This is a genomic window from Modestobacter italicus, assembly GCF_019799965.1.
Lineage (GTDB): Bacteria > Actinomycetota > Actinomycetes > Mycobacteriales > Geodermatophilaceae > Modestobacter > Modestobacter italicus_A.
In genome coordinates, this window is the sequence record NZ_JABGCJ010000003.1 from 355,549 (window position 1) to 382,225 (window position 26,677).

Sequence of the window (26,677 nt, forward strand, 5' to 3'; positions counted from 1 at the left end):
TCGTCAGTAGCGGTAGTGCTCCGACTTGTAGGGGCCCTCGACCGGGACGCCGAGGTAGTCGGCCTGCACCTTGGTCAGCGTCGTGAGCTTCACGCCGAGGGCGTCCAGGTGGAGGCGGGCGACGTGCTCGTCGAGCTTCTTCGGCAGCACGGTGACGCCGGGGGTCTTGCCCTCGTACGCGGCCTGGTTGGCCCACAGCTCGATCTGCGCCAGCGTCTGGTTGGAGAACGACGCGCTCATCACGAAGCTGGGGTGCCCGGTGGCGTTGCCCAGGTTCAGCAGCCGGCCCTCGGAGAGCACGATGATCGTGTGGCCGTCGGCGAACCGCCACTCGTCGACCTGCGGCTTGATGTTCGTCTTGACGACGCCGGGGGTGCGGGCCAGGCCGGCCATGTCGATCTCGTTGTCGAAGTGGCCGATGTTGCCGATGATCGCCTGGTGCTTGGTCGAGGCCAGCTGCTCGGCGGAGATGATGTCCTTGTTGCCGGTGGTGGTGATGACGATGTCGGCCTTGCCGATCACCTCGTCCAGCGTGGTCACCTCGTAGCCGTGCATCGCCGCCTGCAGCGCGTTGATCGGGTCGATCTCGGTGACGATCACCCGGGCGCCCTGGCCGCGCAGCGACTCCGCGCAGCCCTTGCCGACGTCGCCGTAGCCGCAGACGACGGCGACCTTGCCGCCGATCATCACGTCGGTGGCGCGGTTGAGACCGTCGATCAGGGAGTGCCGGCAGCCGTAGAGGTTGTCGAACTTGCTCTTGGTGACCGAGTCGTTGACGTTGATCGCCGGGAAGAGCAGCCGGCCCTCGCGGGCGAGCTCGTACAGGCGCAGGACGCCGGTGGTGGTCTCCTCGGTGACGCCCTTGATGCCCTGGCCGATCCGGGTCCAGCGCTGGGCGTCCTCGGTCAGGCTGCTGCGCAGCACGTCAAGGATGACGCCGTACTCCTCGGAGTCGGCGTCGGTGGTGTCCGGGACGACGCCGTCGGCCTCGAAGCGGGTGCCCAGGTGGACCAGCAGGGTGGCGTCACCACCGTCGTCCAGGAGCATGTTCGGGCCGATCACCGTGCCGTCGGCGTCGGTGAACTCGAACAGCCGCTGGGTGCACCACCAGTACTCCGGCAGCGTCTCGCCCTTCCAGGCGAAGACCGGGACGCCGGTGGGCTGCTCGGGGGTGCCGTCGCCGACGACGATCGCCGCCGCGGCGTGGTCCTGGGTGGAGAAGATGTTGCAGCTGACCCAGCGCACGTCGGCGCCCAGCGCGACCAGGGTCTCGATCAGGACCGCGGTCTGGATGGTCATGTGCAGCGAGCCGGCGATGCGGGCGCCGGCCAGCGGCTGCGCGTCGCCGTACTCCTCGCGCAGCGCCATCAGGCCGGGCATCTCGTGCTCGGCGAGGCTGATCTCCTTGCGCCCGAACGTGTGCAGGGAGAGGTCGGCGACCTTGAAGTCGCCGTCGGTCAGTACGCGGGTGCCAGTGCTGGCGGTCATGTCGCTCCAGTGTCCGGCCCTGCCCCGGGTGGGCGGGCGCTGTCGGTCGCTGTGTCCCCGGCGGTGCGCGGGGCGAGCGAGCATGCCGAGGCTTCGGCGGGGCTCGTGCCGCGTCCAGGGTAACGCTGCAGGGTCGCGGACGACGTCACTGGCGAGGGCGACCGCGCCGCCGCGGCGCGTCAGCCGGCCCGGGCCCGCGGCCGCGTTCCTCGCCGGCCCGAGCTCTCGGGCAACCGCGTCAGCGCAGGGAGGTGGTGGCGCGGTAGAGGACGGCCGGCCCACGCGCGGTGACCGGCTGCCCCGCCGGGACGAACGCCGACTCCCCCTGCCGCAGTGTCACGTCGCCGTCGTCGCCGGAGAGCACCGCGGGGCCCTCGGTGCACAGGACCACCTGCGGACCGGAGGTGGTCAGGACCCCGGGCTCCACGTCGACCTGCACCCGGGTGAGGTCGAAGTCGTCCACCGGCGTCGGGTAGCGGAGCCCACCCGGGCCGAGCACCGGGTGGATGACCGGCACCTTCCCGTCGGTGAAGTCGAGCACCTCGACAAGCGCGGCCAGGTCAACGTGCTTGGAGGTCAGCCCGCCCCGCAGCACGTTGTCCGAGCTGGCCATGACCTCCACACCGGCACCGCTGAGGTAGGCGTGCAGGTTCCCGGCCGGCAGGAACACCGCCTCACCCGGGGCCAACGTCAGGTGGTTGCACATCAGCGAGATGACCACGCCCGGGTCGCCGGGGTAGGTCTCGGCCAGACTCGCCGCCCACCGGTACGTGTTGATGAACTCCGGGTCGTGCGCGGCGACGAAGCTGGCCGCCTTCTCCGCCACCGCGGTGACGAGCGACTCCCGGCGACGGGGCGACAGCGCGAGCAGCTGCGGGATCGCGGTCCGCAGGCCGCCGTGGGCGAGTGCGGCGATCGTCGGCAGCAGCTCGGTCAACTGGAGCTTGGCCAGGCAGTGCAGCGACTCGACCAGCGGCCGGAACCCGCACAGGGCCTCGACCGGGGTGATCGCCAGCAGGATCTCCGGCTTGTGGAACGGGTCCTTGAAGGTGCGCGTCGGGTCGTCGAGGGGCACACCCGCTGCCTCCTCGGCCGCGAAGCCCACCTCTGCCTGTGCGGTGGTCGGGTGCGCCTGCAGGGACAGTGGCTTGTCCGCGGCCAGCACCTTCATCAGGAACGGCAGCCGGTCACCGAACCGGTGCCGGGCCGCGGCCCCCAGCATCACGTCGGGTTCGGCGGCGATCGCCTCGTCCAGCGGGCGGCCGTCGGACAGCACGCTCGGCTGACCCGGGTGGGCCCCCATCCACAGTTCCGCGTGCGGCTGGTCGGCCGGCGAGGGCTGTCCCAGCAGCTCGGGGATGACCGTGTGGGATCCCCAGGGGTAATGGCGCACGGCGTTCGTCATCTGCCACATCGGGCGGGACGATACCTCCGGGCCCCGCCCGGTCACCCACGGAACTCGCCGACGACGTCCCCTAGCGGCGATGAGAGTCGTCACCTGAGGACCGCCGGGACACGCCGTCTGCTCATCCGGACGCGGCCGGGAGGTCAGGAGGGCAGCGCGCGCTCGTGGTCCAGGGCCAGCGCCAGGTAGACCGCACTGAAGTCGGCCACGGCGAGCTGGCGGGCCAGCCGCGCCAGCCGCGGAGAGCGCTCGCCAGGCCCCTGCTCGGCGAGCGCGCTGACCGGCACGTTGTGGTCGGCGGCGACCCGCAGCACCTCCTGCATCGCGTCACCCGCCGAGCGGGCCTCCCGCTCACCCCCGTCGTGCCCGGCCGCGTCGGCGTCCCGGATGGTGATCAGTCGCAGCCGTCGGCCGGCGTCGTCCAGCCGGTCCCGGAAGAAGTCGTCCGCCCCCTCCTCCGGGGCCAGCGGACCACCCAGGACGGTACGGGCGGCGACCCGCTGGTCCGGCAGCCGGTAGCTGCTGACCGGGAGCCCGGCGAGCGTGGCGAGCTGGTCGGCGACCCGCCCGGCGGCAGCTCCGGCGAGCGGGCCCTCGGCGACGATCACCGGCAGGGCGTCCAGCAGCTCGAGGGCGAGGGTCTTCGCCGGGTTGACGAAGGACTCCCGCGCCGGGCCACACTCTGCCGCCGCCTCGTCCAGCGAGGCGGCGACCAGCTCGGTGTCGGCGGCGTCGGCCGGCAGCAGCCCGAGGTCGGCGGCGAGCAGCAGCATGGGGGTGAGCAGCGACCAGAGGGTGGTGTGCCGCACCCGGGTCGCCGGCAGCGCGACGTAGGGCGCCCGGGCGTTGGCGCAGGCTGCGTGCAGCGGTGAGTCCTCGGCGCCGACGCCGACCAGCGCGACCCCGCGGCGGGCCGCCTCGTAGGCCGGGGTGACGGCGTAGCGCCCGGCCCCCGTGCGGGTGGCCACCACGGCGACGTCGGACGGACCCATCCAGACCGGCAGCTCCGGGCCGGGGACCACGTCGACGGTCACCGGGCTGGCCGGTCCGAGCAGGGCGCGCAGCACAGCGGCGGCGACGGCGCCCTCGCGACGGGCGATGACCACGATGCCGCGGGGGCGGCCGCCGGCGGTCACCCGGTCCAGGCCGGTCTCCCGGGTCAGCCGGGTGGTCTCCCGCACCTGTGCGCCCGCGCCGGCGACGGCCGGCAGCAGCCCCCGGGGGTCCCGGGCACGCAGCAGGTCGAGGTCGGCGAGCACCTCCTCCGCGAGCTCCGGGGAGGTCATGCCGGGCGCTGCCGGGCCTCGTCCAGCAGCAGCACCGGGATCCCGTCGCGGACCGGGAAGGCCCGGTGGCAGGTCGGGCAGAACAGCTCGTCGGCCTCGACGTCCACGGTCAACGCCGTGTGGTGGGTGTCCGGGCAGGCCAGGATCGCCAACAGCGCCGGGTCGATGCCGAGCGTCGCCGAGTTCACCTCGCCGCCCGCGGTCATGCCCGCACCACGGCCAGGACGTCGTCCCGGACCTGCGCCATCCGGGTGGCGTCGGGCGCCTCGACGTTCAGTCGCAGCAGGGGCTCGGTGTTGCTGGCCCGCAGGTTGAACCAGGCACCGTCCGGCAGCTCGACGGTCAGACCGTCGAGCTCGTCGACGGTGACGCCGTCGCCGGTCCCGAACGTCTCCCGTACCGCGGCGACCCGGCCGGCCTGGTCGACGACCGTGGAGTTGATCTCACCGGAGGCGACATAGCGCTCGTAGGACTCGGTCAGCTCGGAGAGCGGCTTGCCCTGCTCACCGAGCGCGGCCAGCACGTGCATCGCGGCGAGCATCCCGGTGTCGGCCCGCCAGAAGTCCCGGAAGTAGTAGTGCGCCGAGTGCTCGCCGCCGAAGATCGCGTCGGTGCGGGCCATCTCGGCCTTGATGAACGAGTGGCCCACCCGGGTGCGGACCGGCTCACCACCGTGTTCCCGGACGATCTCGGGGACCGCGTGTGAGGTGATCAGGTTGTGGATGATCGTGGTCCCGGCGCCCTTGGCGAGCTCCCGGACGGCGACCAACCCGGTGATGGCCGAGGGGCTGACCGGCTCGCCCCGCTCGTCGATGATGAAGCAGCGGTCGGCGTCGCCGTCGAAGGCCAGCCCGATGTCGGCGCCGTGCTCCCGCACGCCGGCCTGCAGGTCGACCAGGTTCGCCGGGTCGAGGGGGTTGGCCTCGTGGTTGGGGAAGGAGCCGTCGAGCTCGAAGTACATCGGCACGATGTCCAGCGGCAGCCCGGAGAGGACCACCGGGACGGTGTAGCCGCCCATGCCGTTGCCGGCGTCCACGACGACCTTCAGGGGGCGGATGCCGGACAGGTCGACCAGCTGCCGGAGGTAGGCGGCGTACTCGGCCACCAGGTCACGGCCACTGACCGTGCCGAGCCGCTCGGGCTCGCGGGCGAAGACCGCCTGGCCGTCGAGCAGCTCCTCGGCCCACTCGCGGATCTGCACCAGCCCGGAGTCCTGGCCGATCGGGGCGGCACCGGCCCGGCACAGCTTGATCCCGTTGTACTGCGCCGGGTTGTGGCTGGCGGTGAACATCGCCCCGGGGAGCCCCAGCGAACCGGCGGCGAAGTACAGCATGTCGGTCGAGCCCAACCCGGCCTCGACCACGTCGACGCCGCGGGAGAGGACGCCCTCCGCGAAGGCCCGGGAGAGGGGCACGGACGAGTCACGCATGTCGTGCGCGGTGACGACCGCCGTGGCGCCGGTCTCGGCGTGGGCGAACTCGGCGAACGCGGCCCCGATCGCCCGGGCCACCTCCTCGTCCCACTGGTTCGGGACGACCCCACGCACGTCGTAGGCCTTGATGATCGATGTCAGGTCCGGCAACGCAGCTCATCCTCGCAGTCAGGGACCGCGGCCCGGGCGGCCTGCGGCGAGTCGACCCTAACGGCGCCGGGCGCGCTCAGCGCGCAGGACGGGTCAGCTGAGGTCGGGCAGGACCCGCAGGTGGCCCCGGCGGGTGCCACTGCCGTCGTCGGCCGGGTCGCGCGGGGGCTCGGGCCGAGCCGCCTCGCGGACGGCGTCGGCCAGCGCCAGCAGGTCGTCCCCGGTCGGCCCGGCGTCGTCGACGTCGATCTCGTGCCGGACGACCTCCCAGCCACGCGGCACGGTCAACCGCCCCGCGTGGAACTCGCACAGGTCGTAGCTGTGCGGCTCGGAGTACGTCGCCAACGGACCGACGACGGCCGTGGACTCCGCGTAGACGTAGGTCAGGGTCGCCGCCGCCGGCTGGGCACATCCGCTGCGCGAACAGCGTCGCGACTGCCTCACCACCGGTTCCTCACGATGGGCACAGTAACTCCGAAGCCGGCGTCTGTGGAGCGGGCACGCCGGTGACGCACGGTCGGAGCCGGCCGCCGACGCCGCCGGCGAGGCACCCGGCTCCTCCTCAGGCCGTAGGCTCCAGCCGCGATGGACCGCCTCCCCACCCGAGCCCGCCGCGACCGACACGGCCGCGGACTGCGTGGCCGCCTCGTCCCACCGACCGTGCCGCTGTCCCGCAGCCGCGCGGAGCAGTTCGACGACCTGGTGCTCGACGCCGTCGAGGACCTGGAGCGTCGCTGGGAGCGCGAGCTGGCCGGGGTCGAGTTCGCGGTCGAGGACGTGCCGTGGGTCGACCACACCAGCCCGGACGAGGTCGTCCTGGACGCTGACGTGCTGGAGGACGGCAGCGTGCCGCTGGCCCGGGTGCTGCCCGCGCACCGGGACGGCGGCCAGGAGCACCCGGCCCGGATCGTGGTCTACCGCCGGCCGCTGGAGATCCGCGCCGCCGACCGCGACGACCTCGCCGACCTGGTCCGGGACGTCGTCGTCGACCAGGTGGCCGTGCTGCTGGGCCGCGACCCGGAGGAGATCGACCCGACCTCGTGACGGGCCGGGCCGACGAGGACCACCCGTGCGGGCCCTTGCCATGCTGGGCGCCGAGATGAGCGAACCCGACGAGAAGCCGTCCGCCACCCGCGCCCTGGTCGCCGGGGCCGTCGTCCTACTGGTCGCGCTCGGGCTGGGCCTCGCCGCCCTGGCCTTGCAACCTCGCACCACCACGGCCGCGGCGAGCCTGACGGTCACCCCGCGCACCGATGCCGGCGCGGATGCCGCCGTCCTGCTGGCCGACCGCTACGCGACGCTGGCGGACTCCGCGACCACGCTGCGGACCGCGTGGGAGAGCACCCCGCAGCTGTCCGACGTCGCCCTGGAGGAGGTGCAGGAGGGCACCACGGTCGACCGGGCCGACCGGACCGCGGCGATCACCGTGCGGGTGACCCTGGACGACCGGGACGCCGCCGTCGCGGCGGCCAACGCCGTCGTCGACACCCTCGTCGAGCAGGGCGCGGACGAGGACCTGGTGGACGTCGACCGGGGGGCCGAGGCGACCCCGGCACGGGTGTCGACCTCTCCCGACACGACCCGCTGGGTGCTGGTGACCGCGCTGCTGGCCCTCGCCGCCGGGCTCGCGACCGCCGCCCTCGCCACCGGCACGGGACGGCGGCGACACGTGCCCGGCGCGGCCGCCGGCCTGCCGCCGGCATCGGCCGGAACCGGTGTCGACCACCCGGCGGAGGTGGTGGACGACCTCCCCGGGTTCCTGGAGAACCCGCCTGGGTCGGTGCCGGCACTGCCCGCCGCGGCACCGGCCCCCTCGTCGGTCACCTCACCGGCAGAGCCCCCCACCCGGACCGGGTCGACGAGGTCCGGGGCACACCGCGAGGCGGGGACCCCGGTCCCGCGACGGACCCGCGGCGCGGCGCTCGGCGCGGCCCTCCTGCTGGTGCTCGCCGCGGTCGCGGTCGCCGCGACCGGGGACCGCCCGAACGGTGCCCCCGGGCCGGCGCTGAGCAGTCAGCGGACGCTCGGCCCGGACGGCGTGGTCGGGCCGACCGGACCGGCCGAGGGAGCAGCCGCCACGCTGAGCGCCCCCACGGACCCCGCTGTGCCGGGGCTGGACGCCACCGAGCCCACCACCACGGTCCCGGCCGGGGCGAGCGAGACCAGGGCGGCCGCGCTCGCGCTGGCCTCGGTCCCGCTCGGTGAGGACGGCGTCGCGGCGAGCATCTCCGCCCAGGGGCTGGTGCTCGAGCAGCGCGCGGTCGGGCTCACCGTGACCTACCCGAGCCTCAGCGTCTCCACGGACGGCCGCCGGTCACTCGCCCACGTCCGGCTGCCGACCTTCAACTGCCTCACCGCCGAGCCACCGGCCGATCCGGTCGCCGCCGGCTGCGTCCGCTCGCTGACCGAGTACGCGGACCTGGCGAGCCCGCAGCTGCAGCTCACCCGGGACGGCGACCGGATCGAGCTGGTCGGCCTCTTCCCCACGTACACCCGACCGAACGGCAGCGCACCGGTCTACACCGGCCGGGCGTACCAGCTGGCCGCGACGGTCACCCCCGCCGGCCCCCGGCGGGACGGCAGCACGCCGGCGGCCGGCGTCGTCCGGATCGGCCTGGACAGCGCACCGACCACGAGCGACGCCGGGGTCAACCGGCTGCAGCACCCCGGCTGAGACCGCGCGCTCCACCCGACCGGCCGAGCCGGCTCAGCCCGGCGGCAGCGGTCAGCGAGACCGAGGGCGAGCCGAGCTCGCGTCGGAGCCCGCCCACGTCGCTGACGCCCCACCAGGGCCAGCGTTGCTCGCCCGCCGGACCGCGGTCCAGCAGGGTGAGCAGCACCGCGACCGGGCGGCCCTCACCGGGCACGATGGCCAGCTCGACCTCGTCGATGGCGGCGTGCAGCCGGACGGCCGCCCGGACCGCCGCGCGCCGGCCGGCGGGGACGCGGGCCAGGAGGTCGGGCAGCCGGCGCTCCACCTCCGCCGGGTCGCGGGTGCGGTGCACCGGGCCGACGGCGTCGAGCTCGTCGACCAGCAGGCGGCTGCGCGAGGTGGCCAGCGAGGAGTCGGGCATCAGCGCGGCGAGGTGCCGCACGGTCGGGTCGCCCAGTGGCAGGCCGGCCAGTCGCAGGGTCCACGGCGAGCGCAGCCGGTCGAGCAGGTCGGCCACCCCCTCGGCGAGCCGCCGGGCGACGTCGTCGTCCCGGGCGTACAGCCGGGCCGCGGGCCGCCCGTCCGGCAGCGGCGCGGCCTCGGGCTCCGCGCCCAGCAGGGTGACCGCGGTCGCCGCGCCCCGACGGCGGGACGACAGCAGGGCCAGCCCGGCGGGGCGGCCCAGCGGGTCGTGCTGGACCACCACGGCGCGCGGTCGGAGGCGACGCAGCGGGCCGGTGGACTGGGCGTTCAGCGCCGCGGTCAGCCACGGCCCCCGCGCGGGGGCGGGGGCGGCCAGGTCGGCCATCAGCGGCGCGGCTGCACGGACTTCCCGGACCACCCGGGCTCGACCGTCGACGACGCGGGTCTGCACGGAAGCCAGTCGACCACATCGGCGCCCGGGGTCGGCGGCCGGACCCAGCGAGGGGGGTGGGGTCCGGCCCGCCGACGTCGGATCAGCGGGTCAGCGGCGGTGCTGCGCCGTCAGAACAGTGGCGCCGGGTCCCGCCGCGAGCGTGCGATCGGTGCGGGGCCGTCGTTCAGCCGGCGCGGCGGCGCAGCCGGCGGCGCTCACGCTCGGACAGGCCGCCCCAGATGCCGAAGCGCTCGTCGTTGCCCAGCGCGTACTCCAGGCACTCGGCGCGGACCTCGCAGCCGGTGCAGATCTTCTTGGCCTCGCGGGTCGAGCCGCCCTTCTCCGGGAAGAACGCCTCCGGGTCGGTCTCGGCGCACAGCGCGCGCTCCTGCCAGCCCTGGTCCTCGCCGTCCAGGCCGGGGAGACCGGCGTCGAAGACCCCGGCCATGCCCAGCACGTCCGACCCGGAGGAGGCCGTCCCGGCTCCTGCTGCTGCGCTCTTGTACTCGCTCAACCACGACACCTCGGCCATCACGTTGCGTCCCCTCGCTCCGTCACGGCGCGTGCCCTCCGGGCGGTTCCCGGGTCGTCAGCGCCTGATGACAACGTCGGAATTACACGCGTGTCGTTGAGTCGAGGTCAAGTCGAGCTCGTGTATCGCGGAGTCACAGGGGTCACACCAGTCACAAGTTGTGCTGAAGTGGTCACGGGACCCCTCGACACGCCGCGCCCGTCCACAGGAACTGCCATCGGGACGAAGGTGTTTCGTGTAGATCGGAAGCGGCTGTACCGGGTGCCCGGTGCACATCTGACGACGTGCACGATGGTCGGCGTGCACATCGTCGTACTCGCCGGAGGCGTCGGCGGCGCCCGCTTCCTGACCGGCGTGCTCGCCGCGGCCCCCGGCGCCGAGGTCACCGCGGTGGTCAACACCGGCGACGACGTGACGATGCACGGCCTCCGGATCTGCCCCGACCTGGACACAGTGATGTACACGCTCGGTGACGGGATCGACGAGGAGCGCGGCTGGGGCCGCCGCGGCGAGAGCTGGGTCGTAAAGGACGAGCTCGCCGCCTACGGAGCTGAGCCCACCTGGTTCGGTCTGGGCGACCGCGACCTGGCCACGCACCTGGTGCGCACCCGGATGCTGGACGCGGGTTATCCGCTGTCCGACGTCACCGCGGCGCTGGCGCAGCGGTGGCAGCCCGGCGTGCGGCTGCTGCCGATGAGCGACCAGCGGGTGGAGACCCACGTCGTGGTCGACGACCCGGAGACCGGGCGTCCGCAGGCCCTGCACTTCCAGGAGTGGTGGGTGCGGCACCGGGCCGCCCTCGACGCCCGCAGCTTCGTCCAGGTCGGGGTGGACGAAGCCCGTCCCGCCCCCGGGGTCGTCGAGTCGCTCCGCAGCGCTGACGCGGTGCTGTTCGCCCCGTCCAACCCGGTGGTCTCGATCGGCACCGTGCTCGGGGTGCCGGGGATCCGGGACGCCGTCCAGGCGGCCGCCGGGCGGGTGGTCGGGGTGTCCCCCATCGTCGACGGCGCCGCGTTGCGCGGCATGGCCGACCGCTGCCTGCCGGTCGTCGGCGTCGAGGTCAGCGCGCAGGGCGTCGGCCGGCACTACGGCGCCCGCACCGACGGCGGCCTGCTTGACGCCTGGCTGGTGCACACCGGGGACGCGGCCACCGTGCCCCGCGTCGACGTCCGGGCCGTCCCGCTCCTGATGAGCTCACCCGCGGCGACCCGGGACCTGGCCCGCGCAGCGCTGGACGCCGCCGGCATCGCTCCGTGACCGACGTCGGCCCCCCGCCGGGGATCTCGGTGCACCCGGTGCCCGGGCTGCCGGAGTTCGCACCGGGCGACGACCTGGCCGCCGCGATCGCCGCGGGCGCACCGTGGCTGGCCGACGGCGACGTCGTGGTCGTCACCTCCAAGGCCGTCTCCAAGGTGGAGGGCAACCTGGTCCGGGTCGAGGCCGGCACCGACCGGGAGGCGGCGCGGCAGCGGGCCATCGACGCCGAGACGGTCCGGGTGGTCGCCCGCCGCGGCCCGCTCAAGATCGTGGAGACCCGGCACGGCTGGGTGGTCGCCGCCGCCGGCATCGACGCCTCGAACGTCGCGGTCGATGCCCTGGTGCTGCTGCCGGCCGACGCGGACGAGTCCGCACGGCGGCTCCGCGACCGGCTGCGGGAGCTGCTCGGAGCGGACGTCACCGTCGTGGTGAGCGACACCTTCGGGCGCCCCTGGCGGGACGGCGTCACCGACGTGGCCATCGGCTCGGCGGGCCTGCCGGCGCTGGTCGACCACCGGGGTGCCGTCGACCCGCACGGCAACCGGCTGGAGACCACCCAGGTGGCGGTGGTCGACGAGCTCGCCGCCGCCGGCGACCTGGTGAAGGGCAAGCTGGCCGGCGTCCCCGTGGCCGTCGTCCGCGGACTACGGTTCGCGGTGCCGGAGCCCGACGCCGGAACCCGCCCGCTGGTGCGGCTCGGCGCCGGCGACCTGTTCGCCACCGGCACCCGCGACCTGGTCGCCAGCCGGCACCCCGCGGCCACGCTCACCCAACGGGACGGCGCCCTGGCCGCGGTCACCGAGGCGTTCCGCACCGCGGTGGCCGCCCTGCCCGAGTTCCCGGTCGTCTTCCGCTACGGCAGCGACGGGGACGGCGGGGACGTCGTCGACGTCCACCTGGCCGACCCGATCACGCCGGTCACCTCCCTGGCTCTCGGCGCGGTCGTCGGCGCGGCGCTGGTGCAGCTGCAGGCCGAGGGCTGGGCGACCCGGTGGGAGCCTGCTGCGACGTTCGGTGGGGCCTCACTGGCCGGACGCCTCCACCTGGGCGACACCCCCAACTGAGGGGGATCCCGGCTGGCGGAGCGCCTGCGGGTCGATAGCGTCGGGGGGGTGCAGATCCGCGAGCTCGCCGTCCCCGACAGCTACGTGCTGGACCTCGTCCCGCACGGGGACAGCCGAGGCCGGTTCACCGAGTGGTACCGCGCCGACGTCCTCGCCGAGGCCACCGGGTTCGCACTCACGCTCGCCCAGGCCAACCACAGCGTCTCGGCCCGCGGCGCACTGCGCGGCGTCCACTTCGCCCTGGTGCCGCCCGGCCAGGCCAAGTACGTCTACTGCCCGGCGGGGCGGGTGCTCGACGTCGTCGTCGACGTCCGGCTCGACTCCCCTACCTTCGGTGTGCACGACACCGTCCTGCTGGACAGCGAGCAGCCGCGCGCCGTCTACCTCGCCGAGGGGCTGGGGCACGCGTTCGTGTCACTGGCCGACCACAGCTCGGTGACGTACCTGGTCTCCACGGGCTACTCCCCGGGGCGCGAGTTCGGCGTCCACCCGATGGACCCGGACCTCGGCCTGCCCTGGCCGGCCGACGTCGACTTCGAGCTGTCCGCCAAGGACACCGCGGCGCCCACTCTGGCCCAGGCCCGCGACAAAGGCCTGCTGCCCACCATGGCGGAGTGCGCCGCCCGTTACGCCGAGCTCCGTGGCGCCTGACCTCATCGGACGTGTCGGCCGACACGGCCGCCGATGAGGTCAGGCGCGCAGGGCGCCGAGCTCCCGCAGGCAGTTCCGCAACGCGTCGGGCCAGGCCGGGAGCGGCGTGAGGCCCACGGCGCGCCAGCGGGTCGGGTCCAGCACGCTGAACGCCGGCCGGGGCGCCGGGCGGGGAAACGCCTCGGTGGTGGTCGGGAGCACCCGGTCCGGGTCGGCACCGGCGAGCTCGAAGACCGCACGGGCCAGGCCGAACCAGGTCGTCGTGCCGCTGTTGGTGGCGTGCAGGACGCCCCCGACCGGCGCGAGCGCCGCGTCGACCAGCCCCCGGGCCAGGTCGGTGGACCAGGTGGGGCTCCCCATCTGGTCGTCGACGACGGAGACGGTCGGCCGCTCCGCCTCCAGCCGCAGCATCGTGCGCACGAAGTTCCTGCCGTGCGCGGCGTACACCCAGGCGGTGCGCACGATGGCGCTGTCACCGCCCGCCGCCTGGACCGCCCGCTCCCCGGCCAGCTTGGTCCGCCCGTAGGCGCTGCGCGGGGCGGGCTCGTCGTCGACCCGGTACGGCTCGGTCGCGGCCCCGTCGAAGACGTAGTCGGTGGAGACGTGCACCAGGCGACCGCGACCGGCCAGCTCCTCGGCCAGCCAGCCCGGCGCCTGCCCGTTCACCTTCAGGGCGGTCGCCTCGTCCTCCTCGGCGGCGTCCACGGCGGTGTACGCGGCCGCGTTGACCACCACAGCGCGTCGTCCGCCCGCGTCGTCCAGCCACGTCCGCACCGCCGCGCGGACCCCCTGCTCGTCGGTGAGGTCCACCCGGTCGCGGCCCCACGCGGTCACGGTGTCCCCGGCTCGGTGGGCGAGCACCGCCTGCAGGTCGGTGCCCAACTGCCCCCGAGCGCCGGTGACGAGCCATTGCGTGTTCTCCGTCGCGCTCACGAGCGGGCCGTGGCCGCGGTGGCCTTCAGCGGCTCCCACCATGCGCGGTTGTCCCGGTACCACTGGACGGTCAGCGCGAGCCCGTCCTCGAAGGACATCCGGGGGGCGTAGCCGAGCGCACTCGTCTTCGAGTAGTCGACCGAGTAGCGCAGGTCGTGCCCGCCGCCCCGGGGGTCGACGATGTGGTCGACGTAGCTCCAGTCGCGGCCGGTGGCCTCCAGCAGCTTCTCGGTCAGCTCCTTGTTCGACAGCTCGCGGCCGCCGCCGATGTTGTAGAACTCGCCCGGCTCGCCCTTCTCCAGCACCAGCTGGATGCCGCGGCAGTGGTCGTCGACGAACAGCCAGTCGCGCACGTTCGCGCCCTCGCCGTACAGCGGCACCTTGTGCCCGTCGAGCAGGTTGGTGACGAACAGCGGGATGACCTTCTCCGGGAAGTGGTACGGCCCGTAGTTGTTGCTGCACCGGGTGACCGAGATGTCCATCCCGTAGGTCTTCGCGTAGGCCCGCGCGATCAGATCGCTGCCCGCCTTGGACGCCGAGTACGGCGAGTTCGGCTCGAGGAGGTGGTCCTCGGTCCACGAGCCCTCGTCGATCGAGCCGTAGACCTCGTCGGTGGAGACGTGCACGACCCGCCCGACCCCGGCCCGCAGGGCGGACTCGAAGAGCTGCTGGGAACCCAGCACGTTGGTCAGCACGAAGCCCGCCGCGCCGGTGATCGACCGATCGACGTGCGACTCGGCGGCGAAGTGGACCACCGCGTCGTGCCCGGGGAGAACGGCGTCCAGGTCCTCGGCCGAGCAGATGTCGCCCTGGACGAACCGGTACCGCGGGCTGTCGGCCACCGGCGCGAGGTTGGCGAGGTTGCCGGCGTAGGTCAGCTTGTCGAAGACGGTGACCTCGGCGTCCTCGAATCCGGGGTAGCCACGGGTGAGCATCGTCCGTACGTAGTGGGAGCCGATGAAACCGGCACCGCCGGTGACCAGGACGCGCATGGCCGGAACGGTAGTCAACCAACTGCTCCGCCGGACCCCCGAACGGCGCGAACGGCATCCCGCCGAGTGGGCGATCCTCCCCTGCCGACGCCGCCCACCTCTAGGGTCGCCTGGTGCGCGGGATCATCCTGGCCGGTGGGACCGGCAGTCGTCTGTGGCCGATCACCCTGGGCGTGAGCAAGCAGCTCATGCCGGTCTACGACAAGCCGATGATCTACTACCCGCTGTCCACCCTGATGATGGCCGGGATCCGCGAGGTCCTGGTCATCACCACCCCCGAGGACCGCGACTCGTTCGCCCGGCTGCTGGGGGACGGTGGCCGGCTGGGCATGCGGATCGACTACGCGGTCCAGCCCCGGCCCGAGGGCCTGGCGCAGGCCTTCCTCATCGGTGCAGACTTCCTCGACGGGCAGGCCGCCGCGCTGGTGCTCGGCGACAACATCTTCTACGGGGCGGGGCTGGGCACCGCCCTGTCCCGGCTGCCCGGGCCCGACGGCGGGCACGTCTTCGCTTACCACGTCGCCAACCCGCAGGCGTACGGCGTCGTCGAGTTCGACGACGCAGGCCGCGTGCTGTCCATCGAGGAGAAGCCGGTCACCCCGAAGAGCTCCTACGCCGTGCCCGGGCTGTACTTCTTCGGTCCCGACGTGGTCGACGTGGCCCGCGGGATCACGCCCAGCGCGCGCGGCGAGCTGGAGATCACCGCGGTCAACGAGCACTACCTGCGCCAGGATCGGCTCACCGTCACGGTGCTGGACCGGGGCACCGCCTGGCTGGACACCGGCACCTTCGCCTCGCTGCGGCAGGCCACCGAGTTCGTCTCGGTCGTGGAGGAACGCCAGGGCCTCAAGATCGGCTGCATCGAGGAGGTGGCATGGCGCAACGGTTGGCTGGACGACGACGGTCTGCGCGCCGCCGCCGAGCCGCTGGCCAAGAGCGGCTACGGCAACTACCTGCTGGGCCTGCTCGGCAGCTGAGCCGGCTCAGATCGAACGGTAGTGGGTTGGGGCCATGCGGGGGCCCCGCTTGGGCGGCATGCTGCCGCCGACCTCGAGCAGCCGGACGACGCGCTGCCGGTGCCCCCGCCAGGGTTCCAGCAGCTCGAGCATCCCGGCGTCGTCCGTCTTGCGGCCGGCCAGCGACCAGCCGACCAGGTTCTTCAGGTGGTAGTCGCCCACGCTCACCGAGTCCGGGCATCCGACGGCGCGCTGGGCCACCTCGGCGGCCGTCCACACGCCGATGCCGGGCACCGACTGGAGCCGGCGGCGAAGGTCGTCGCAGTCGTCGTGGACGGTGGCCTCCAGCCGGGAGGCGACCGAGGCGACCGCGCGCAGCGCCCGGCGGCGGGCGCCGTCGAGGCCACACCCGTGCCACTGCCAGTCGGTCACTGCCAGCACCCGTTCGGCCGACGGCACGACCCACATCCCGGACGGCGCCGGCCCGGGGGCCGGCTCCCCAGCCAGCCGCAGCAGCTCGCGGAACGTGCGGTGCGCCTCGAGCCCGGTGACCTTCTGCTCCAGGACGGCGGGCAGGAGGGCGTCCCACACCCGGCCGGTGCTGCCCAGCCGCAGCCAGGGCGCCCCACGGTGCAGCCGGGCGACGAGCGGGTGCGGGCTGGGGTCGAAGTCGTCGGCCTGGTCGCCTGCTCCGAGCCAGCGCGGCGCGGCCTCCCCCGCCCACTCCGCGCCCGGACCCCACGCCTGCACCCGGATGGCCGCGGCCCCACCGGTCAGCCGCACGGTGGCCGGGCCGTCGGGCGTCGTCGTCGTCCGCCAGACGCCGTCCTCGGCGTAACGCAGCGTCGGGTCGCCGGTCCCGCGGCGGTCCCGGGACAGCGTGCGGCGCACGTCCAGCGGCCAGTCCGGCGACCAGACCTGGTCGTACACCGGCGCGTCGACCGCCAGCACCTGCTCCCCCACCGTCGTCTCCCCCGGGCCGGTCGTCAGCGCGGCGCCATCCGCAGGGCGCCGTCCATCCGGATGACCTCGCCGTTCAGGTAGCCGTGCCGGACGACGTCCAGGGCCAGCTCGGCGAAGTCCTCCGGGCGGCCCAGCCGCTTCGGGAACGGGATGCCGGCGGCCAGCGCGGTGCGCGCCTCCTCCGGGAGGGACGCCAGCAGCGGCGTGTCGACCAGCCCCGGCGCGATGGTGCACACCCGGACCCCGACCGAGGCCAGGTCCCGGGCGGCCGGCAGGGTGAGGCCCACGATCCCGCCCTTGGATGCGGCGTATGCGATCTGCCCGATCTGGCCGTCGTAGGCGGCGATCGAGGCGGTGTTCACGATGACGCCGCGCTCGCCCTCGTCGTCGGGCTCGGTACGGGCCATCGCCGCGGCCGCCAGTCTCAGCACGTTGAAGGTGCCCACCAGGTTCACCATCACGGTGCGGGTGAAGGCCGGCAGCTCGTGCGCCGAGCCGTCCCGGGCGAGCACCCGCTGGGCCCAGCCGATGCCCGCACAGTTGACGGCGATCCGCAGCGGCCGGTCCTTGCCGGTGGCGTCCTCGATCGCCCCCTGCACCGACGACTCGTCGGTGACGTCGGTGCGGACGAACGTCGTGTGCCCACCCAGCTCGGTGGCCAGCGCGGCGCCGCGCTCCTCCTGCAGGTCGAGGACCGTGACCGCGACCCCCACCGCGGTCAGCGCGCGGGTGGTGGCCTCTCCGAGGCCGGAGGCCCCTCCGGTGACGACAGCGGCGACGTCGAGGTTCTTCATGCACCCGAGGTTAGCCAGCACCGTCGGCTCAGCACTGCGCGAGTCACGAGCCGGCGCGGTCCCGAGCCCTGCACGGTGCACGAGGTCAGGGGAACGTGCCCTGGGTCCGTGGTCCCGACTGCGCTCGCTGCTCGGCGAGCCGTGCTTCCGCCTCGGTCAGAGCGACCGCACGGGCCAGCATGACGATCCGCGACTCCTGTTCGCGGAACCGGACGCTGGTGCTGCCGACCAGGTAGATGAAGGCCAGCGCCAGTCCGTAGAGCATCAGGTCCGTTCCCCGGGTGACCCCCACGACGTCGGCCGCCGCCTGGAGGAGGTCGGGGAAGAGCACCGCGATCGCCCCGGCGACGACGGTCAACCCGGCGAAGATCTTGCGTCGGGCCTGGCCGCGCAGCGACGACCTGGCCCTCAACGACAGGACGACGGCCGCCACCAGCGCCGGCACGAGAAGCCACTTGATGATCACTTGCGCCGCCCGTGGCTGACCCGGTGGGAGAGCGTGTCGACCAAGATGTTGACGCTGTTGAGCAAGGGCTGGCCCTTCGAGCGCGAGTAGTCCGTGTAGAGGATGTGCACCGGATACTCGATGATCTTGTTCTGCGGGCGGGTCAGGAAGTACTCCAGCTCCGAGGCGTAGGCCATGCCCGCGTGGGAGAGCTTGATCTGCGACGCGATGTCGCGTGTGACGATGCGCAGGCCGTTGTGGGCGTCCGTCAGCCGCGTGCCGGCGCCACGGTTGAGCAGCTTCGTCGCAGTCCGCAGCATCAGACTGCGCAGCCAGCTCATCTCCGTCTTCCCGTCCAGGAACCGCGAGCCGATGACCACGTCGTGCCCCTGGCGGATCAGCCGGATCATGCCCAGCAGGTCGTCGATCTGGTGCTGACCGTCGGCATCGAAGCACGCCACGTAGCGGGCGTCGGTGAAACGCAACGCTGCCTCGTACCCGGTCTGCAGGGCTCCACCGGCGCCCAGGTTGACCGGGTGCGTCACGCGCAGCGCTCCGGTCTTGTCGATCTCGTCTGCGGACGCGTCCGTGGACGCGTCGTCAACGGCGATGACGGTGAGGCCGGCGGTGATCAGCTCGGCGATCACTCCCCCGACGACCGGTGCCTCGTTGAAGACACGGACGACGACCACCGTGTCCGCCCACTCGGCGGACGTGCCGTGCGGGGTCGCAAGCTCCGCGACGGCCTCGGGACGCGCTTGGCTGGGCTTCATCGCATTCGAATGTAGTACCGGGACGCCACCGATCCGCGGCGCTGGCGCAGACCCGCCAGCCGCACCGCCCCGTGCATCACACCGTCAACTGAAGTCCCGGCCGCACCGCTCCTCCACCGTGGCGAGCAACTGCTTGACCCGTTCGGCGTCCTCCACCGGGCACAGCATGGTGACGTCGGCGGTGTGCACGACCACGCTGTCCCGAACGCCGACCAGTGCGACGAGGTGGTCGGGGTCGTCGCTGAGCACCACGTTGCCCGAGGAGTCCAGCAACACGGTCAGCCCGCGGGTCGCGTTGCCCGCGCCGTCGGTGCTGAGCGTGTGCGCCAGGGCCGGCCACGAGCCGACGTCCAGCCAATCGACGTCCAGGTCGACCACGGCGACCCGGCCCGGCTCGACCGCCGCTGGCTCCAGCACCGCATAGTCGACGCTGATCTTCGGCAGCGTCGGGAAGACCTCGGCGAGCACTGCGTCCCGCTCCGGGCCCGGCGGCGCGGCGACGATGCGCCGCAGGCCGGCGGCCGACTCCGGCAGGTGGTCGGCGAGCGCGTCCAGGACGGTCTGCGCCCGCCAGACGAACATCCCCGAGTTCCAGACGTAGTCACCACTGGCGAGGTACTGCTCGGCGGTGGCGAGGTCCGGCTTCTCCCGGAAGGAGGCGGCCTCGCTCGCGCCGGCCACCTCGGTCGGCGCCCCCTTCTGCACGTAGCCGAACCCAGTGGCCGGCGACGTAGGGGTGACCCCCAGCGTCACCAGCGCCCGCGGCCGGACGGCGAGCAGGTCGTAGGCAGTGCGCAGGGCGTCGGCGAACCGCTCGACCGGCCGGATCACGTGATCGGCGCTCACCACGGCGAGCTCGGCGTCTGCGTCGACGTCCGCCACGAGCGCGGCGGCCAGCCCGACTGCGTTGGCGGTGTCGCGGGCAACCGGCTCGAGCACCAGCCTGTCGGCCCGCAGCTCGGGCAGCGCGGCCTGTACGTCGTCGCCGTACCGGGCCGCCGTACAGACCCAGATCTGCTCTGTGGGCAGCACGGTCTGCAGCCGGGCGAACGCCTCCGCGAGCAGACTGTGCGCCCCTGCACCATCGGGATCGGCGACGACGTCGAGCAACTGCTTGGGCCGCTGCGCCCGCGACAGCGGCCAGAGCCGAGTGCCCGAACCGCCCGCCATGATCACCGCGTGTCTCATGTCCGCCTTCCGAGGTCCTCCGGGCCGGGGAGCCCGACGTCCTTCGCCCGCCGCTGGAATCGCGCGCCGGCCGCCAACCTCCCGCTGACGTACGAGACCACCATGCGGGCACCGAGCCCGGCACGCAGGGCCAGTCGCAGGGGTGAGCGTGCGCGCCCCGGATGGTCACCGGAGAGGTAGCGCAGCGCACTGGTGTGATGGACCCGCTGCATGCGGTGCGGCTCACGGCGGGTCGCGTGCCCACCCTCGTGGACGATGACCGCAGCGGGCACGTAGACGTGCAACCAGCCACGCTGCCCGAGCCGGCGGGCGAGGTCGACGTCCTCGAAGTACATGAAGTAGCCCGGGTCGAAGCCCCCGACGGCGTGGAAGGCCGCGACGTCGACCAGCAGACACGAGCCCGACAGCCAGCCGGCCGTGCGCTCGCGCGGCGCCTCGTCCTCCCGGCGATAGCGCATGGTCCACGGGTTTCCTGGCCAGACCCAACCGAGCAGCGCGTGCCCGACGCCGGTCGACAGCCGCGGCAGGTCGCGAGCCGAGGGGTAGAGGTCACCGTCGGGCGTCATGATCGCCGGCCCCAAGGTGGCGGCCCGGGGCCAGCGGCGGGCCGCGGCGAGCAGCTCGTCGATCGAGCCGGGTGCAAACCGGACGTCGGGGTTGGCGATCAGCGCGTATCCCGACTCCAGCCCCGCCAGCCCGGCGTTCGCCGCCGCTCCGTAGCCGACGTTCCCGCCGGTGCGGAGCAGCCGGACGTCGGCGTGGGCGGCCGCGGCCCGCTCCGGCACACCGTCGGTGGACCCGTTGTCGCAGAGCACCACCTCGACCGGGAGCGAGGTGGCCTCCCGCAGCGACTCGAGGAAGCCGTCGAGAGCCCGGCCCGGGGAGTAGGTGACGGCCAGCACGCGCAGCGCAGCCCCGCCCGTTCCCTGACTCACGCCGCAACCCTACGGGCCGGGCCGGGAGCGGCAGGTCGGCGGTTCACCGGCGGGGCTGCGGCCGGCCGGCGACACAGCGGTAGGTCTCGGCGTGGACCCGCGCACACTCGGACCAGGTGAAGGTGGCCGCCCGCGCGACAGCCGCCGCGGCCAGCTCCGCGCGGCGAGGCGCGTCGGCCAGCAGCGCACCCAGCGCGACAGCCAGCGCGCCGGCGTCCGACGCGGCATAGGCCACCGCGTCGCCGCCCACCTCGGGTAGGGCCAGCACCGGGGTGGTGAGGACGGCGGCCCCCGAGGCCATGGCCTCCAGGACAGGCAGGCCGAAGCCCTCCCCGAGGCTCGGGTAGGCGACCACCTCAGCACCGCCCAGGAACCCGGCGAGCAGGTCGAGCGGGAGGTAGCCGGGCAGCAGCACCTCCAGGTGCGGGGGCACCGCGGCGAGTGCGGCGTCCAGGTCCGTGTCCCAGCCACGCCCCCCGGCCACGACCAGGGCGGGCGGGTCGGTGAGCTCCGCGCAGGCCGCCACCCAGGCCGCGATCAGCGTCGGGACGTTCTTGCGCGGCTCGATGGTGCCGAGGAAGGCGACGTACCGCCGTGCCCGGAGCCCGAGGTGGGCGCGTGCGGCCGCCCTCTCGGCGTCGGTCGGGACGTGGAAGGACACCGGATCGACTCCGTGGTGGGCGACGTCGACCCGTCCGTCGACGGCACCGGTGGCACGGGCCAGCTCGTCGGCCGTGGCCTGCGACGGCACCACGCAACGGCGCGCTCGGCGCAGCGACACGCGGGTCCAGGCACGGAAGAAGACCCGCTTGCTGCGCAGGTGCACCTCCGGCTGGGTGAAGAAGGTGGCGTCGTGCAGTGTGGTGACGACCGGGACGCTGGCCACCAGCGGCATCGTGTAGTGCGGACTGTGCAGCACTTGGACGCCCGCACGGGCCGCCAGCACGGGCAGCCCGACCTGCTCCCAGAGCAGACGGACCGGACGACGGGCGACGGCGGCCGGGGCGGGCAGCACGAGCGCCCCGGGCACGAGGGACCGGTAGTGCTCGACGTCGCGGCGCTGGCTGGCGACGACGACGTCGACGTCCTGGTCCCGGAGCGCGGGGAGCAACTGGTCGACGTACCGGCCGACCCCGCCCCGGTCCGCCGGGACAGCGGTCGCGTCGACGAGCACGCGCACGGCGGAGCTGCCCGTCACCCGCACCCCCTGACTCACCCGACCAGAACGCCCCTCACCCTACGGACGACCCAGGCAAGACCCCGAGGCAGCGGTCACAACGAGCCGTACAGCTCCCACGTCCGGCGCGCTGCGCCCGCCCAGCTGAAGCTGGCGGCCCGGGTCCGGCCGGCCGCAGACAGCTCCGCCCGCAGGCCCGCGTCCTCGACCACCCGGGCCAGCGCCTCGGCCAGTGCGGCAGCGTCGCCCACCGGTGTGGTCACCGTGGCACCGCCGCCGACCTCGACCAACGCGGCGGCCGCTGAGCTCACCACAGGCACCCCGGCGGCCATCGCCTCCAGCACCGGCAGGCCGAAGCCCTCGGCGCGGCTGGGCGCCACCAGCGCGGTGCTGCGGTCGAGCACGGTCGCCAGGTCAGCGTCGGACAACCGGCCCAGCACCCGCACCCGCCCTGCGGGCAGCCCCAGTCGCTCAGCGGTCCGCTCGGGGTCGATCCCACCCCAGCCGGGCTGACCGACCAGCAGCAGCGGCACCTCCGGCGCGCCGGCCGTGGCGAGCGCCGCCAGCAGGACGTCGAGCCCCTTGCGCGGTTCCAGGGTCGCCAGGCTCAGCAGGAACCGGCCGTCCTCGGGCAAGCCGAGTGCCCTGGCCCGTCGGGCGGCGTCCACCGGCACCGCCAGCCGATCGGTGACGCCCTCTCCGATCACCGTCACGCGACCGTCGACCGGGAGGTACCGCACGATCTCCTCGGCCACCGCCTGCGTGGGCACCACGATCGCGGCCGCCCGGGCTGCCGCGTGTCCTGCCATGTCGCGGTGCCAGGCCACGCCCCGGGGCGTCATGGTCTCCGGGTGGGTCCAGGGGACCGCGTCGTGCACCGTCACCACCAGAGGCGCCCTGGTCGCCGGCGGCACCTGGAGCGTCGGCGCGTGGACGACGTCGGCGCCTCGCGGGCGCGGTCCGATCCCGCGACGCCACGCCTCAGCGAGGGCGCGCCGAGGCAACGGGAGGCGGCGCGGCCCGGCAACCCCGGGCACCTGCGCCGGGCCCACGTCCCGGTACCAGCCGGTCCACCCGGTGACCTGCGCCCCCTCGGGTGCGGTGGCCGCCAGCGCCGCCACCAGCTCCCTGGTGTAGCGGCCCGTCCCCCCGGGGACGGGTGCGAGGATCTGTTCTTGCACCACGGCCACGCGCACAACCGACGACCTTAGGGCCCTGGTCCCGGCGGGAGGAGCACGTCATCCGGATCACCCTGGACGCGACACCGCTGGTGGGCCGGCGCACGGGCGTCGGCCGGTACGTCGACGGCCTGACCCGGGCCCTCTCCCCGATCGCCACCACCGCCGGAGACCGCCTGGCGCTCACCGCCTTCACCCTGCGCGGCGGGGGCGCCCTCCCCGCGCTGACCCCGCCCGGCGTGGCCGTCCACAGCCGCCCGGTCCCCGCGCGGCTGCTGCGCGGACTCTGGTCCCGGGCAGAGTGGCCCCCGGTGGGGCTGCTCTCCGGGGCCACCGACGTCTTCCACGCCACCAACTTCGTGTTGCCCCCCACCGGCCGAGCCCGCGGCGTGCTGACCGTCCACGACCTGACGTACCTGCACCACCGGGACGCCGTGGACCCCACCTCCGCCGCCTACCGGGAACTCGTGCCCCGCAGCCTGCGCCGGGTCGCCCAGGTGGTCGTGCCCAGCGCAGCAGTGGCCGCGGAACTACAGGAGGCTTACCAGCTGCCAGCGGACCGGGTCACGGTCACGCCGCTGGGCGTGGGTGCGTCGTGGTCCACGGCTGCTCCACCCGACGCGGCCCTGCGCACCCGCCTCGGGATCCCTCCCCACTACCTGCTGGCGGTGGGCACCATCGAACCGCGCAAGGGCCTCCCCCGGCTGCTGACCGCCTACCGGGCCGTGCGCGCCGAACGATCGGACGTGCCGCCGCTGCTGCTGGTCGGGCCCGCCGGGTGGGGCGCGCAGCTGGACCTGACCGGTCTACCCGAGGGCGCCGTCGTCTTCACCGGCTACTTGGACGACGGCGCACTCCAGCGGACGGTCGCCGGCGCCCGGGCGCTCGTGTTCCCGAGCCGCTATGAGGGGTTCGGGCTACCGCCGCTCGAGGCGCTCGCCTGCGGCGTGCCCGTGGTCGCCACCGACCTCCCCGTCACCCGCGAGGTGCTCGCTGACCAGGCCCGGTTCGTGGCCACGGACGAGGAACTGGCGGCCGCGCTGGGCGAGGCGACCGACGGGACCCTGCCAGGTGACCAACGGTCCCGCCAAGCCCGGGCCCAGGTGTTCACCTGGGCCCGGTGCGCAGCCCTCACCCGAGAGGTGTACGCACGCGCGATCAGCTGACCGTCGTTCATGAGTTCGCCTGGGCCAGCTGCGGCCGGTAGCCCCCCGTCCGCCGGAGGGGTCACTCGCCGTCCTCGGCTAGTGACCCTCCCCCGACCGTCGCGAACACCGCATAGTCCTGCGGTCCGAACAGCACCTGGTTCAGTCGGGAGAACCCCTCGTCCACCCGGCGGGCAAGGTCGCTGTCGGCGGTCCCGTCGCTGAGCGGCAGGTGCATCGTGTCGGCCGGGGAGTAGAACTCCGCCCGGGCCTGGCGGAAGCCCGCGGACTCGCACAGGAACGACAGCAAGTCCGGGTGCAGCGGCCAGACGTGCGTCGGGTCCATGATGAAGTGCGAACCCAGAACGATCAGGGTCGCCGGGTTCGGCGTCTCGGCGATGAACACCCCACCTGGCCGGAGCTTTTGGGCGCTCTTCTCCAAGAAGTCCACCAGGGCATCGAGGGGCAGGTGCTCCACCACGTGGGTGCTGATGATCGCACCGAGACTGCCGTCGGGCACTGTCTCCAGGTAGTCGCTCGCCAGCTGCTCGTGCACCGTGACACCCCGAGCCCGTGCCTCGGCCGCCATGCCCGGGTCCGGCTCGACGCCGATGACCTCGATGCCGTCGCGGGCCAGCAGCTCCAACAGCTCCCCCCGTCCGCAGCCGACGTCCACAACCGGCTGGTGGACGCGCAGCACCTCGGCGTACCGGTCGTGCAGCACGCGGTTGATGACCTCCGGGTCCCCCCGGAAGCGCCGCTCGAAGCCGACGTAGTCGAACAGCGCCGAGCTGATGTCCTCGAGGCCCCCTCGTCCGTCCGACGGGGAGGCATCGTCCGCCTGCACGACGGCCGACCTCCCCGCGGACACGCCGGCTGGGCGGTCCAACTTCCGCATCCGCCGTTCCACCGCCCCGACGGCATCCTTGAGGTCGGCGATACGGGCTCCGGCGGTCACCAGCCTCGCGTCCGCGGCGAGCTGCCGACTGAAGTCGGTGATCTGCACTCGGAGGTCCCACAACTCGCCCTTGAGGAGCTCGTGGTTGTTCCGCTGCTCCTCCAGGAGGTGCGCGAGCTCCGCCAGGCGTTCTGTGGTCCCCTCGGCGTCGCGCCGGACCCCCGCCAACTCATCTCGCAGCTCCCGCTGCCCCTCTTCCAGCGGACCCAGCCGGCTCATCGCCAGCCGTTGCAGGAGGGGTACGCGGACGCCCAGCCGCCGTAGCAGACCGGCGGTTGCCGGACTTCTCTCGTCAGACCGTTCGTACATCTCTCTGGACACCCCTCGTCACACAGGTCCCGCCGCCCACGGAAGCGGTCAGGCGCTCATCTTGCCCCGAGCTACTCTCGGTGGCCGACGGACACAGCCACAAGGGCAGCCCGGGCGAGTCCGCTGACCGCCCCCACCCGTCAGAACAGGAAGCGCATGCCTCCCATCACCACGACCGAGTCGGCCTCCGGGCGGACCACCCCCGTGAACGGCACCCAGGAGACGACGTCCGCTGCCCTGGAACTGCACGGCCACGGTGACGTCGACGTCGACCAGCTCCCCATGACCGTCGTCCATGCGCGGCGGTCCTTCGTGCGGGGGTTCGGCGAGGACGTCCGGGACATCTGGTCCTTCCGCGGGCTGCTCGTGCAGTTGGTCCGCAAGGAGCTCAAGGTCAAGTACAAGGACTCGGTCCTCGGCTTCTTCTGGACCCTCGTCCGCCCGATGATCCAGCTGGTCATCTACTACGTCGCCTTCACCATCTTCCTCGGCAACAGCCAGCCCGCGTACGCGATCTTCATCTTCTCGGGCCTGGTCATCTGGGGCCTGTTCACCGACATCCTCGGTGGCTGCACAGGCAGCATCGTGGGCAACGGTGGGCTGCTCAAGAAGACCTACTTCCCGCGTGAAATCTTCCCCTTGTCGGTGGTCGGCGCGGCGATCGTCAACTTCCTCTTCCAGATGATCGTGCTACTGGCCGCCCTTGCGCTCAGCGCGGCCATCGGGCAACGCGTCGTCCCGACCTGGGACCTCGCACTCGTGCCGTTGGCGCTCGTCGTGTGCGTCGTGTGGGGCACGGCCCTAGGCCTCTTCCTGGCTGCAGCCACGGTCTACCTGCGGGACCTGCAGCACCTCATCGAGGTGATCATCCTCGCGCTGTTCTGGATGGTCCCGATCGTCTACTCGGTCACCCTGCCGCTGAACAGCTTCGCCGCCAACGGCCACCAGACGCTGCTCACTCTGTATCTGGCCAACCCCATGCTCAACGTCATTGCGGCCTTCCAGCGGGCGTTCTACACGATGGGCCCCGAGTACACCCTGCAGGCCAATCTCTGGCCACGCCTCGCCTTCTTCCTGGTCGTGGGACTGGGCCTGCTGTGGCTCGCCCAGCGCTACTTCTCCCGCGTCCAGGGCAACTTCGCCCAGGAGCTGTGATC

27 protein-coding genes are annotated in these 26,677 nt (G+C 73.5%); 8 read left to right on the forward strand and 19 right to left on the reverse strand.

What is annotated here, in order from left to right; genetic code table 11:
* Window positions 1-3 precede the first annotated feature (3 nt).
* The 6 genes from ahcY to HLA93_RS22010 form a co-directional block, all read right to left on the reverse strand.
* A complete protein-coding gene (ahcY, locus tag HLA93_RS09285; protein ID WP_222194096.1) occupies window positions 4-1,488 on the reverse strand; it encodes an adenosylhomocysteinase in 1,485 nt (494 codons plus the stop codon).
* 238 nt (window positions 1,489-1,726) lie between these two features.
* Window positions 1,727-2,902 (reverse strand): mannose-6-phosphate isomerase, class I, encoded by a 1,176-nt coding sequence (manA, locus tag HLA93_RS09290; protein WP_222194097.1) that lies wholly within the window; start codon window positions 2,900-2,902, stop codon window positions 1,727-1,729.
* A 134-nt stretch (window positions 2,903-3,036) separates the two neighbouring features.
* Window positions 3,037-4,179, reverse strand: coding sequence for an SIS domain-containing protein (locus HLA93_RS09295; RefSeq protein ID WP_222194098.1), 1,143 nt, complete (start codon window positions 4,177-4,179; stop codon window positions 3,037-3,039).
* Window positions 4,176-4,385 carry a Trm112 family protein gene (locus HLA93_RS09300; RefSeq protein WP_222194099.1) on the reverse strand — a complete coding sequence of 70 codons (210 nt, stop codon included), beginning with the start codon at window positions 4,383-4,385 and terminating at the stop codon, window positions 4,176-4,178. The genes HLA93_RS09295 and HLA93_RS09300 overlap by 4 nt, the downstream gene beginning before the upstream one ends.
* A complete protein-coding gene (locus HLA93_RS09305; RefSeq protein WP_222194100.1) occupies window positions 4,382-5,761 on the reverse strand; it encodes a phosphomannomutase/phosphoglucomutase in 1,380 nt (459 codons plus the stop codon). Before HLA93_RS09305 ends, HLA93_RS09300 begins: the two co-directional genes overlap by 4 nt.
* 93 nt (window positions 5,762-5,854) lie before the next feature.
* Window positions 5,855-6,205 carry a DUF3499 domain-containing protein gene (locus tag HLA93_RS22010; RefSeq protein WP_299952255.1) on the reverse strand — a complete coding sequence of 117 codons (351 nt, stop codon included), beginning with the start codon at window positions 6,203-6,205 and terminating at the stop codon, window positions 5,855-5,857.
* Window positions 6,206-6,346: 141 nt separating this feature from the next.
* Between HLA93_RS22010 and HLA93_RS09315 the strand changes: the two genes are divergently transcribed.
* Both HLA93_RS09315 and HLA93_RS09320 read left to right on the forward strand, forming a co-directional pair.
* Window positions 6,347-6,805 (forward strand): metallopeptidase family protein, encoded by a 459-nt coding sequence (locus tag HLA93_RS09315; protein ID WP_222194102.1) that lies wholly within the window; start codon window positions 6,347-6,349, stop codon window positions 6,803-6,805.
* Between the two features lie 25 nt (window positions 6,806-6,830).
* A complete protein-coding gene (locus HLA93_RS09320; RefSeq protein WP_222194103.1) occupies window positions 6,831-8,435 on the forward strand; it encodes a hypothetical protein in 1,605 nt (534 codons plus the stop codon).
* Here the strand turns inward: HLA93_RS09320 and HLA93_RS09325 are convergent.
* Together HLA93_RS09325 and HLA93_RS09330 are read right to left on the reverse strand one after the other, a co-directional pair.
* The gene (locus HLA93_RS09325; RefSeq protein ID WP_222194104.1) at window positions 8,410-9,288 is read right to left on the reverse strand and encodes a hypothetical protein; all 879 of its coding nucleotides are present in this window, start codon (window positions 9,286-9,288) and stop codon (window positions 8,410-8,412) included. The genes HLA93_RS09320 and HLA93_RS09325 overlap by 26 nt on opposite strands.
* Before the next feature lie 166 nt (window positions 9,289-9,454).
* Window positions 9,455-9,718, reverse strand: a complete 264-nt coding sequence (locus HLA93_RS09330) for a WhiB family transcriptional regulator (RefSeq protein WP_222194317.1) — start codon at window positions 9,716-9,718, stop codon at window positions 9,455-9,457.
* Between the two features lie 384 nt (window positions 9,719-10,102).
* Here HLA93_RS09330 and cofD point away from each other — a divergent pair, with 384 nt between their 5' ends.
* The 3 genes from cofD to HLA93_RS09345 are packed head-to-tail and all read left to right on the forward strand — an operon-like array spanning window position 10,103 to window position 12,774.
* On the forward strand, window positions 10,103-11,059 hold the full coding sequence (cofD, locus tag HLA93_RS09335; RefSeq protein ID WP_222194105.1) for a 2-phospho-L-lactate transferase: 957 nt from the start codon (window positions 10,103-10,105) through the stop codon (window positions 11,057-11,059).
* A complete protein-coding gene (locus HLA93_RS09340) occupies window positions 11,056-12,123 on the forward strand; it encodes a coenzyme F420-0:L-glutamate ligase (protein ID WP_222194106.1) in 1,068 nt (355 codons plus the stop codon). Before cofD ends, HLA93_RS09340 begins: the two co-directional genes overlap by 4 nt.
* Window positions 12,124-12,171: 48 nt before the next feature.
* Window positions 12,172-12,774 carry a dTDP-4-dehydrorhamnose 3,5-epimerase family protein gene (locus tag HLA93_RS09345; protein WP_222194107.1) on the forward strand — a complete coding sequence of 201 codons (603 nt, stop codon included), beginning with the start codon at window positions 12,172-12,174 and terminating at the stop codon, window positions 12,772-12,774.
* 39 nt (window positions 12,775-12,813) lie between these two features.
* Here the strand turns inward: HLA93_RS09345 and rfbD are convergent, their stop codons facing one another.
* Window positions 12,814-13,707: a dTDP-4-dehydrorhamnose reductase gene (rfbD, locus tag HLA93_RS09350; RefSeq protein WP_308128032.1), complete on the reverse strand. Its 894-nt coding sequence runs from the start codon at window positions 13,705-13,707 to the stop codon at window positions 12,814-12,816.
* Window positions 13,704-14,699 carry a dTDP-glucose 4,6-dehydratase gene (gene rfbB, locus HLA93_RS09355; protein WP_222194109.1) on the reverse strand — a complete coding sequence of 332 codons (996 nt, stop codon included), beginning with the start codon at window positions 14,697-14,699 and terminating at the stop codon, window positions 13,704-13,706. Before rfbB ends, rfbD begins: the two co-directional genes overlap by 4 nt.
* Before the next feature lie 113 nt (window positions 14,700-14,812).
* On the opposite strand from rfbB, the gene rfbA reads away from it, so the two are divergent.
* Window positions 14,813-15,676, forward strand: a complete 864-nt coding sequence (gene rfbA, locus HLA93_RS09360; RefSeq protein WP_222194110.1) for a glucose-1-phosphate thymidylyltransferase RfbA — start codon at window positions 14,813-14,815, stop codon at window positions 15,674-15,676.
* Between the two features lie 6 nt (window positions 15,677-15,682).
* Here rfbA and HLA93_RS09365 read toward each other — a convergent pair whose 3' ends face one another.
* From HLA93_RS09365 to HLA93_RS22015, 8 genes are all read right to left on the reverse strand, one after another.
* Window positions 15,683-16,618 carry a DNA-3-methyladenine glycosylase family protein gene (locus HLA93_RS09365; protein ID WP_308128033.1) on the reverse strand — a complete coding sequence of 312 codons (936 nt, stop codon included), beginning with the start codon at window positions 16,616-16,618 and terminating at the stop codon, window positions 15,683-15,685.
* Window positions 16,619-16,641: 23 nt separating this feature from the next.
* Window positions 16,642-17,412: an SDR family NAD(P)-dependent oxidoreductase gene (locus HLA93_RS09370; protein WP_222194111.1), complete on the reverse strand. Its 771-nt coding sequence runs from the start codon at window positions 17,410-17,412 to the stop codon at window positions 16,642-16,644.
* Window positions 17,413-17,497: 85 nt separating this feature from the next.
* Window positions 17,498-17,878, reverse strand: a complete 381-nt coding sequence (locus HLA93_RS09375) for a DUF2304 domain-containing protein (RefSeq protein ID WP_308128034.1) — start codon at window positions 17,876-17,878, stop codon at window positions 17,498-17,500.
* Window positions 17,875-18,630: a glycosyltransferase family 2 protein gene (locus tag HLA93_RS09380; protein WP_222194113.1), complete on the reverse strand. Its 756-nt coding sequence runs from the start codon at window positions 18,628-18,630 to the stop codon at window positions 17,875-17,877. The genes HLA93_RS09375 and HLA93_RS09380 overlap by 4 nt, the downstream gene beginning before the upstream one ends.
* Window positions 18,631-18,714: 84 nt before the next feature.
* Complete coding sequence (locus HLA93_RS09385) at window positions 18,715-19,818, reverse strand: mannose-1-phosphate guanylyltransferase (protein ID WP_222194114.1); 1,104 nt, start codon at window positions 19,816-19,818, stop codon at window positions 18,715-18,717.
* Window positions 19,815-20,753: a glycosyltransferase family 2 protein gene (locus HLA93_RS09390; RefSeq protein WP_222194115.1), complete on the reverse strand. Its 939-nt coding sequence runs from the start codon at window positions 20,751-20,753 to the stop codon at window positions 19,815-19,817. The genes HLA93_RS09385 and HLA93_RS09390 overlap by 4 nt, the downstream gene beginning before the upstream one ends.
* Window positions 20,754-20,796: 43 nt before the next feature.
* Window positions 20,797-21,951, reverse strand: coding sequence for a glycosyltransferase family 4 protein (locus tag HLA93_RS09395; RefSeq protein ID WP_308128035.1), 1,155 nt, complete (start codon window positions 21,949-21,951; stop codon window positions 20,797-20,799).
* 74 nt (window positions 21,952-22,025) lie between these two features.
* Window positions 22,026-23,126, reverse strand: a complete 1,101-nt coding sequence (locus HLA93_RS22015; RefSeq protein WP_222194116.1) for a glycosyltransferase family 4 protein — start codon at window positions 23,124-23,126, stop codon at window positions 22,026-22,028.
* Between the two features lie 74 nt (window positions 23,127-23,200).
* Here HLA93_RS22015 and HLA93_RS09405 point away from each other — a divergent pair, with 74 nt between their 5' ends.
* Window positions 23,201-24,274 (forward strand): glycosyltransferase family 4 protein, encoded by a 1,074-nt coding sequence (locus HLA93_RS09405; RefSeq protein WP_222194117.1) that lies wholly within the window; start codon window positions 23,201-23,203, stop codon window positions 24,272-24,274.
* Window positions 24,275-24,335: 61 nt separating this feature from the next.
* Here the strand turns inward: HLA93_RS09405 and HLA93_RS09410 are convergent, their stop codons facing one another.
* Window positions 24,336-25,520, reverse strand: a complete 1,185-nt coding sequence (locus tag HLA93_RS09410; RefSeq protein WP_222194118.1) for a class I SAM-dependent methyltransferase — start codon at window positions 25,518-25,520, stop codon at window positions 24,336-24,338.
* Between the two features lie 204 nt (window positions 25,521-25,724).
* Here HLA93_RS09410 and HLA93_RS09415 point away from each other — a divergent pair, with 204 nt between their 5' ends.
* Entirely contained in the window at window positions 25,725-26,675 is a 951-nt protein-coding gene (locus HLA93_RS09415; RefSeq protein ID WP_222194119.1) for an ABC transporter permease, read from the forward strand.
* Window positions 26,676-26,677: the final 2 nt, after the last annotated feature.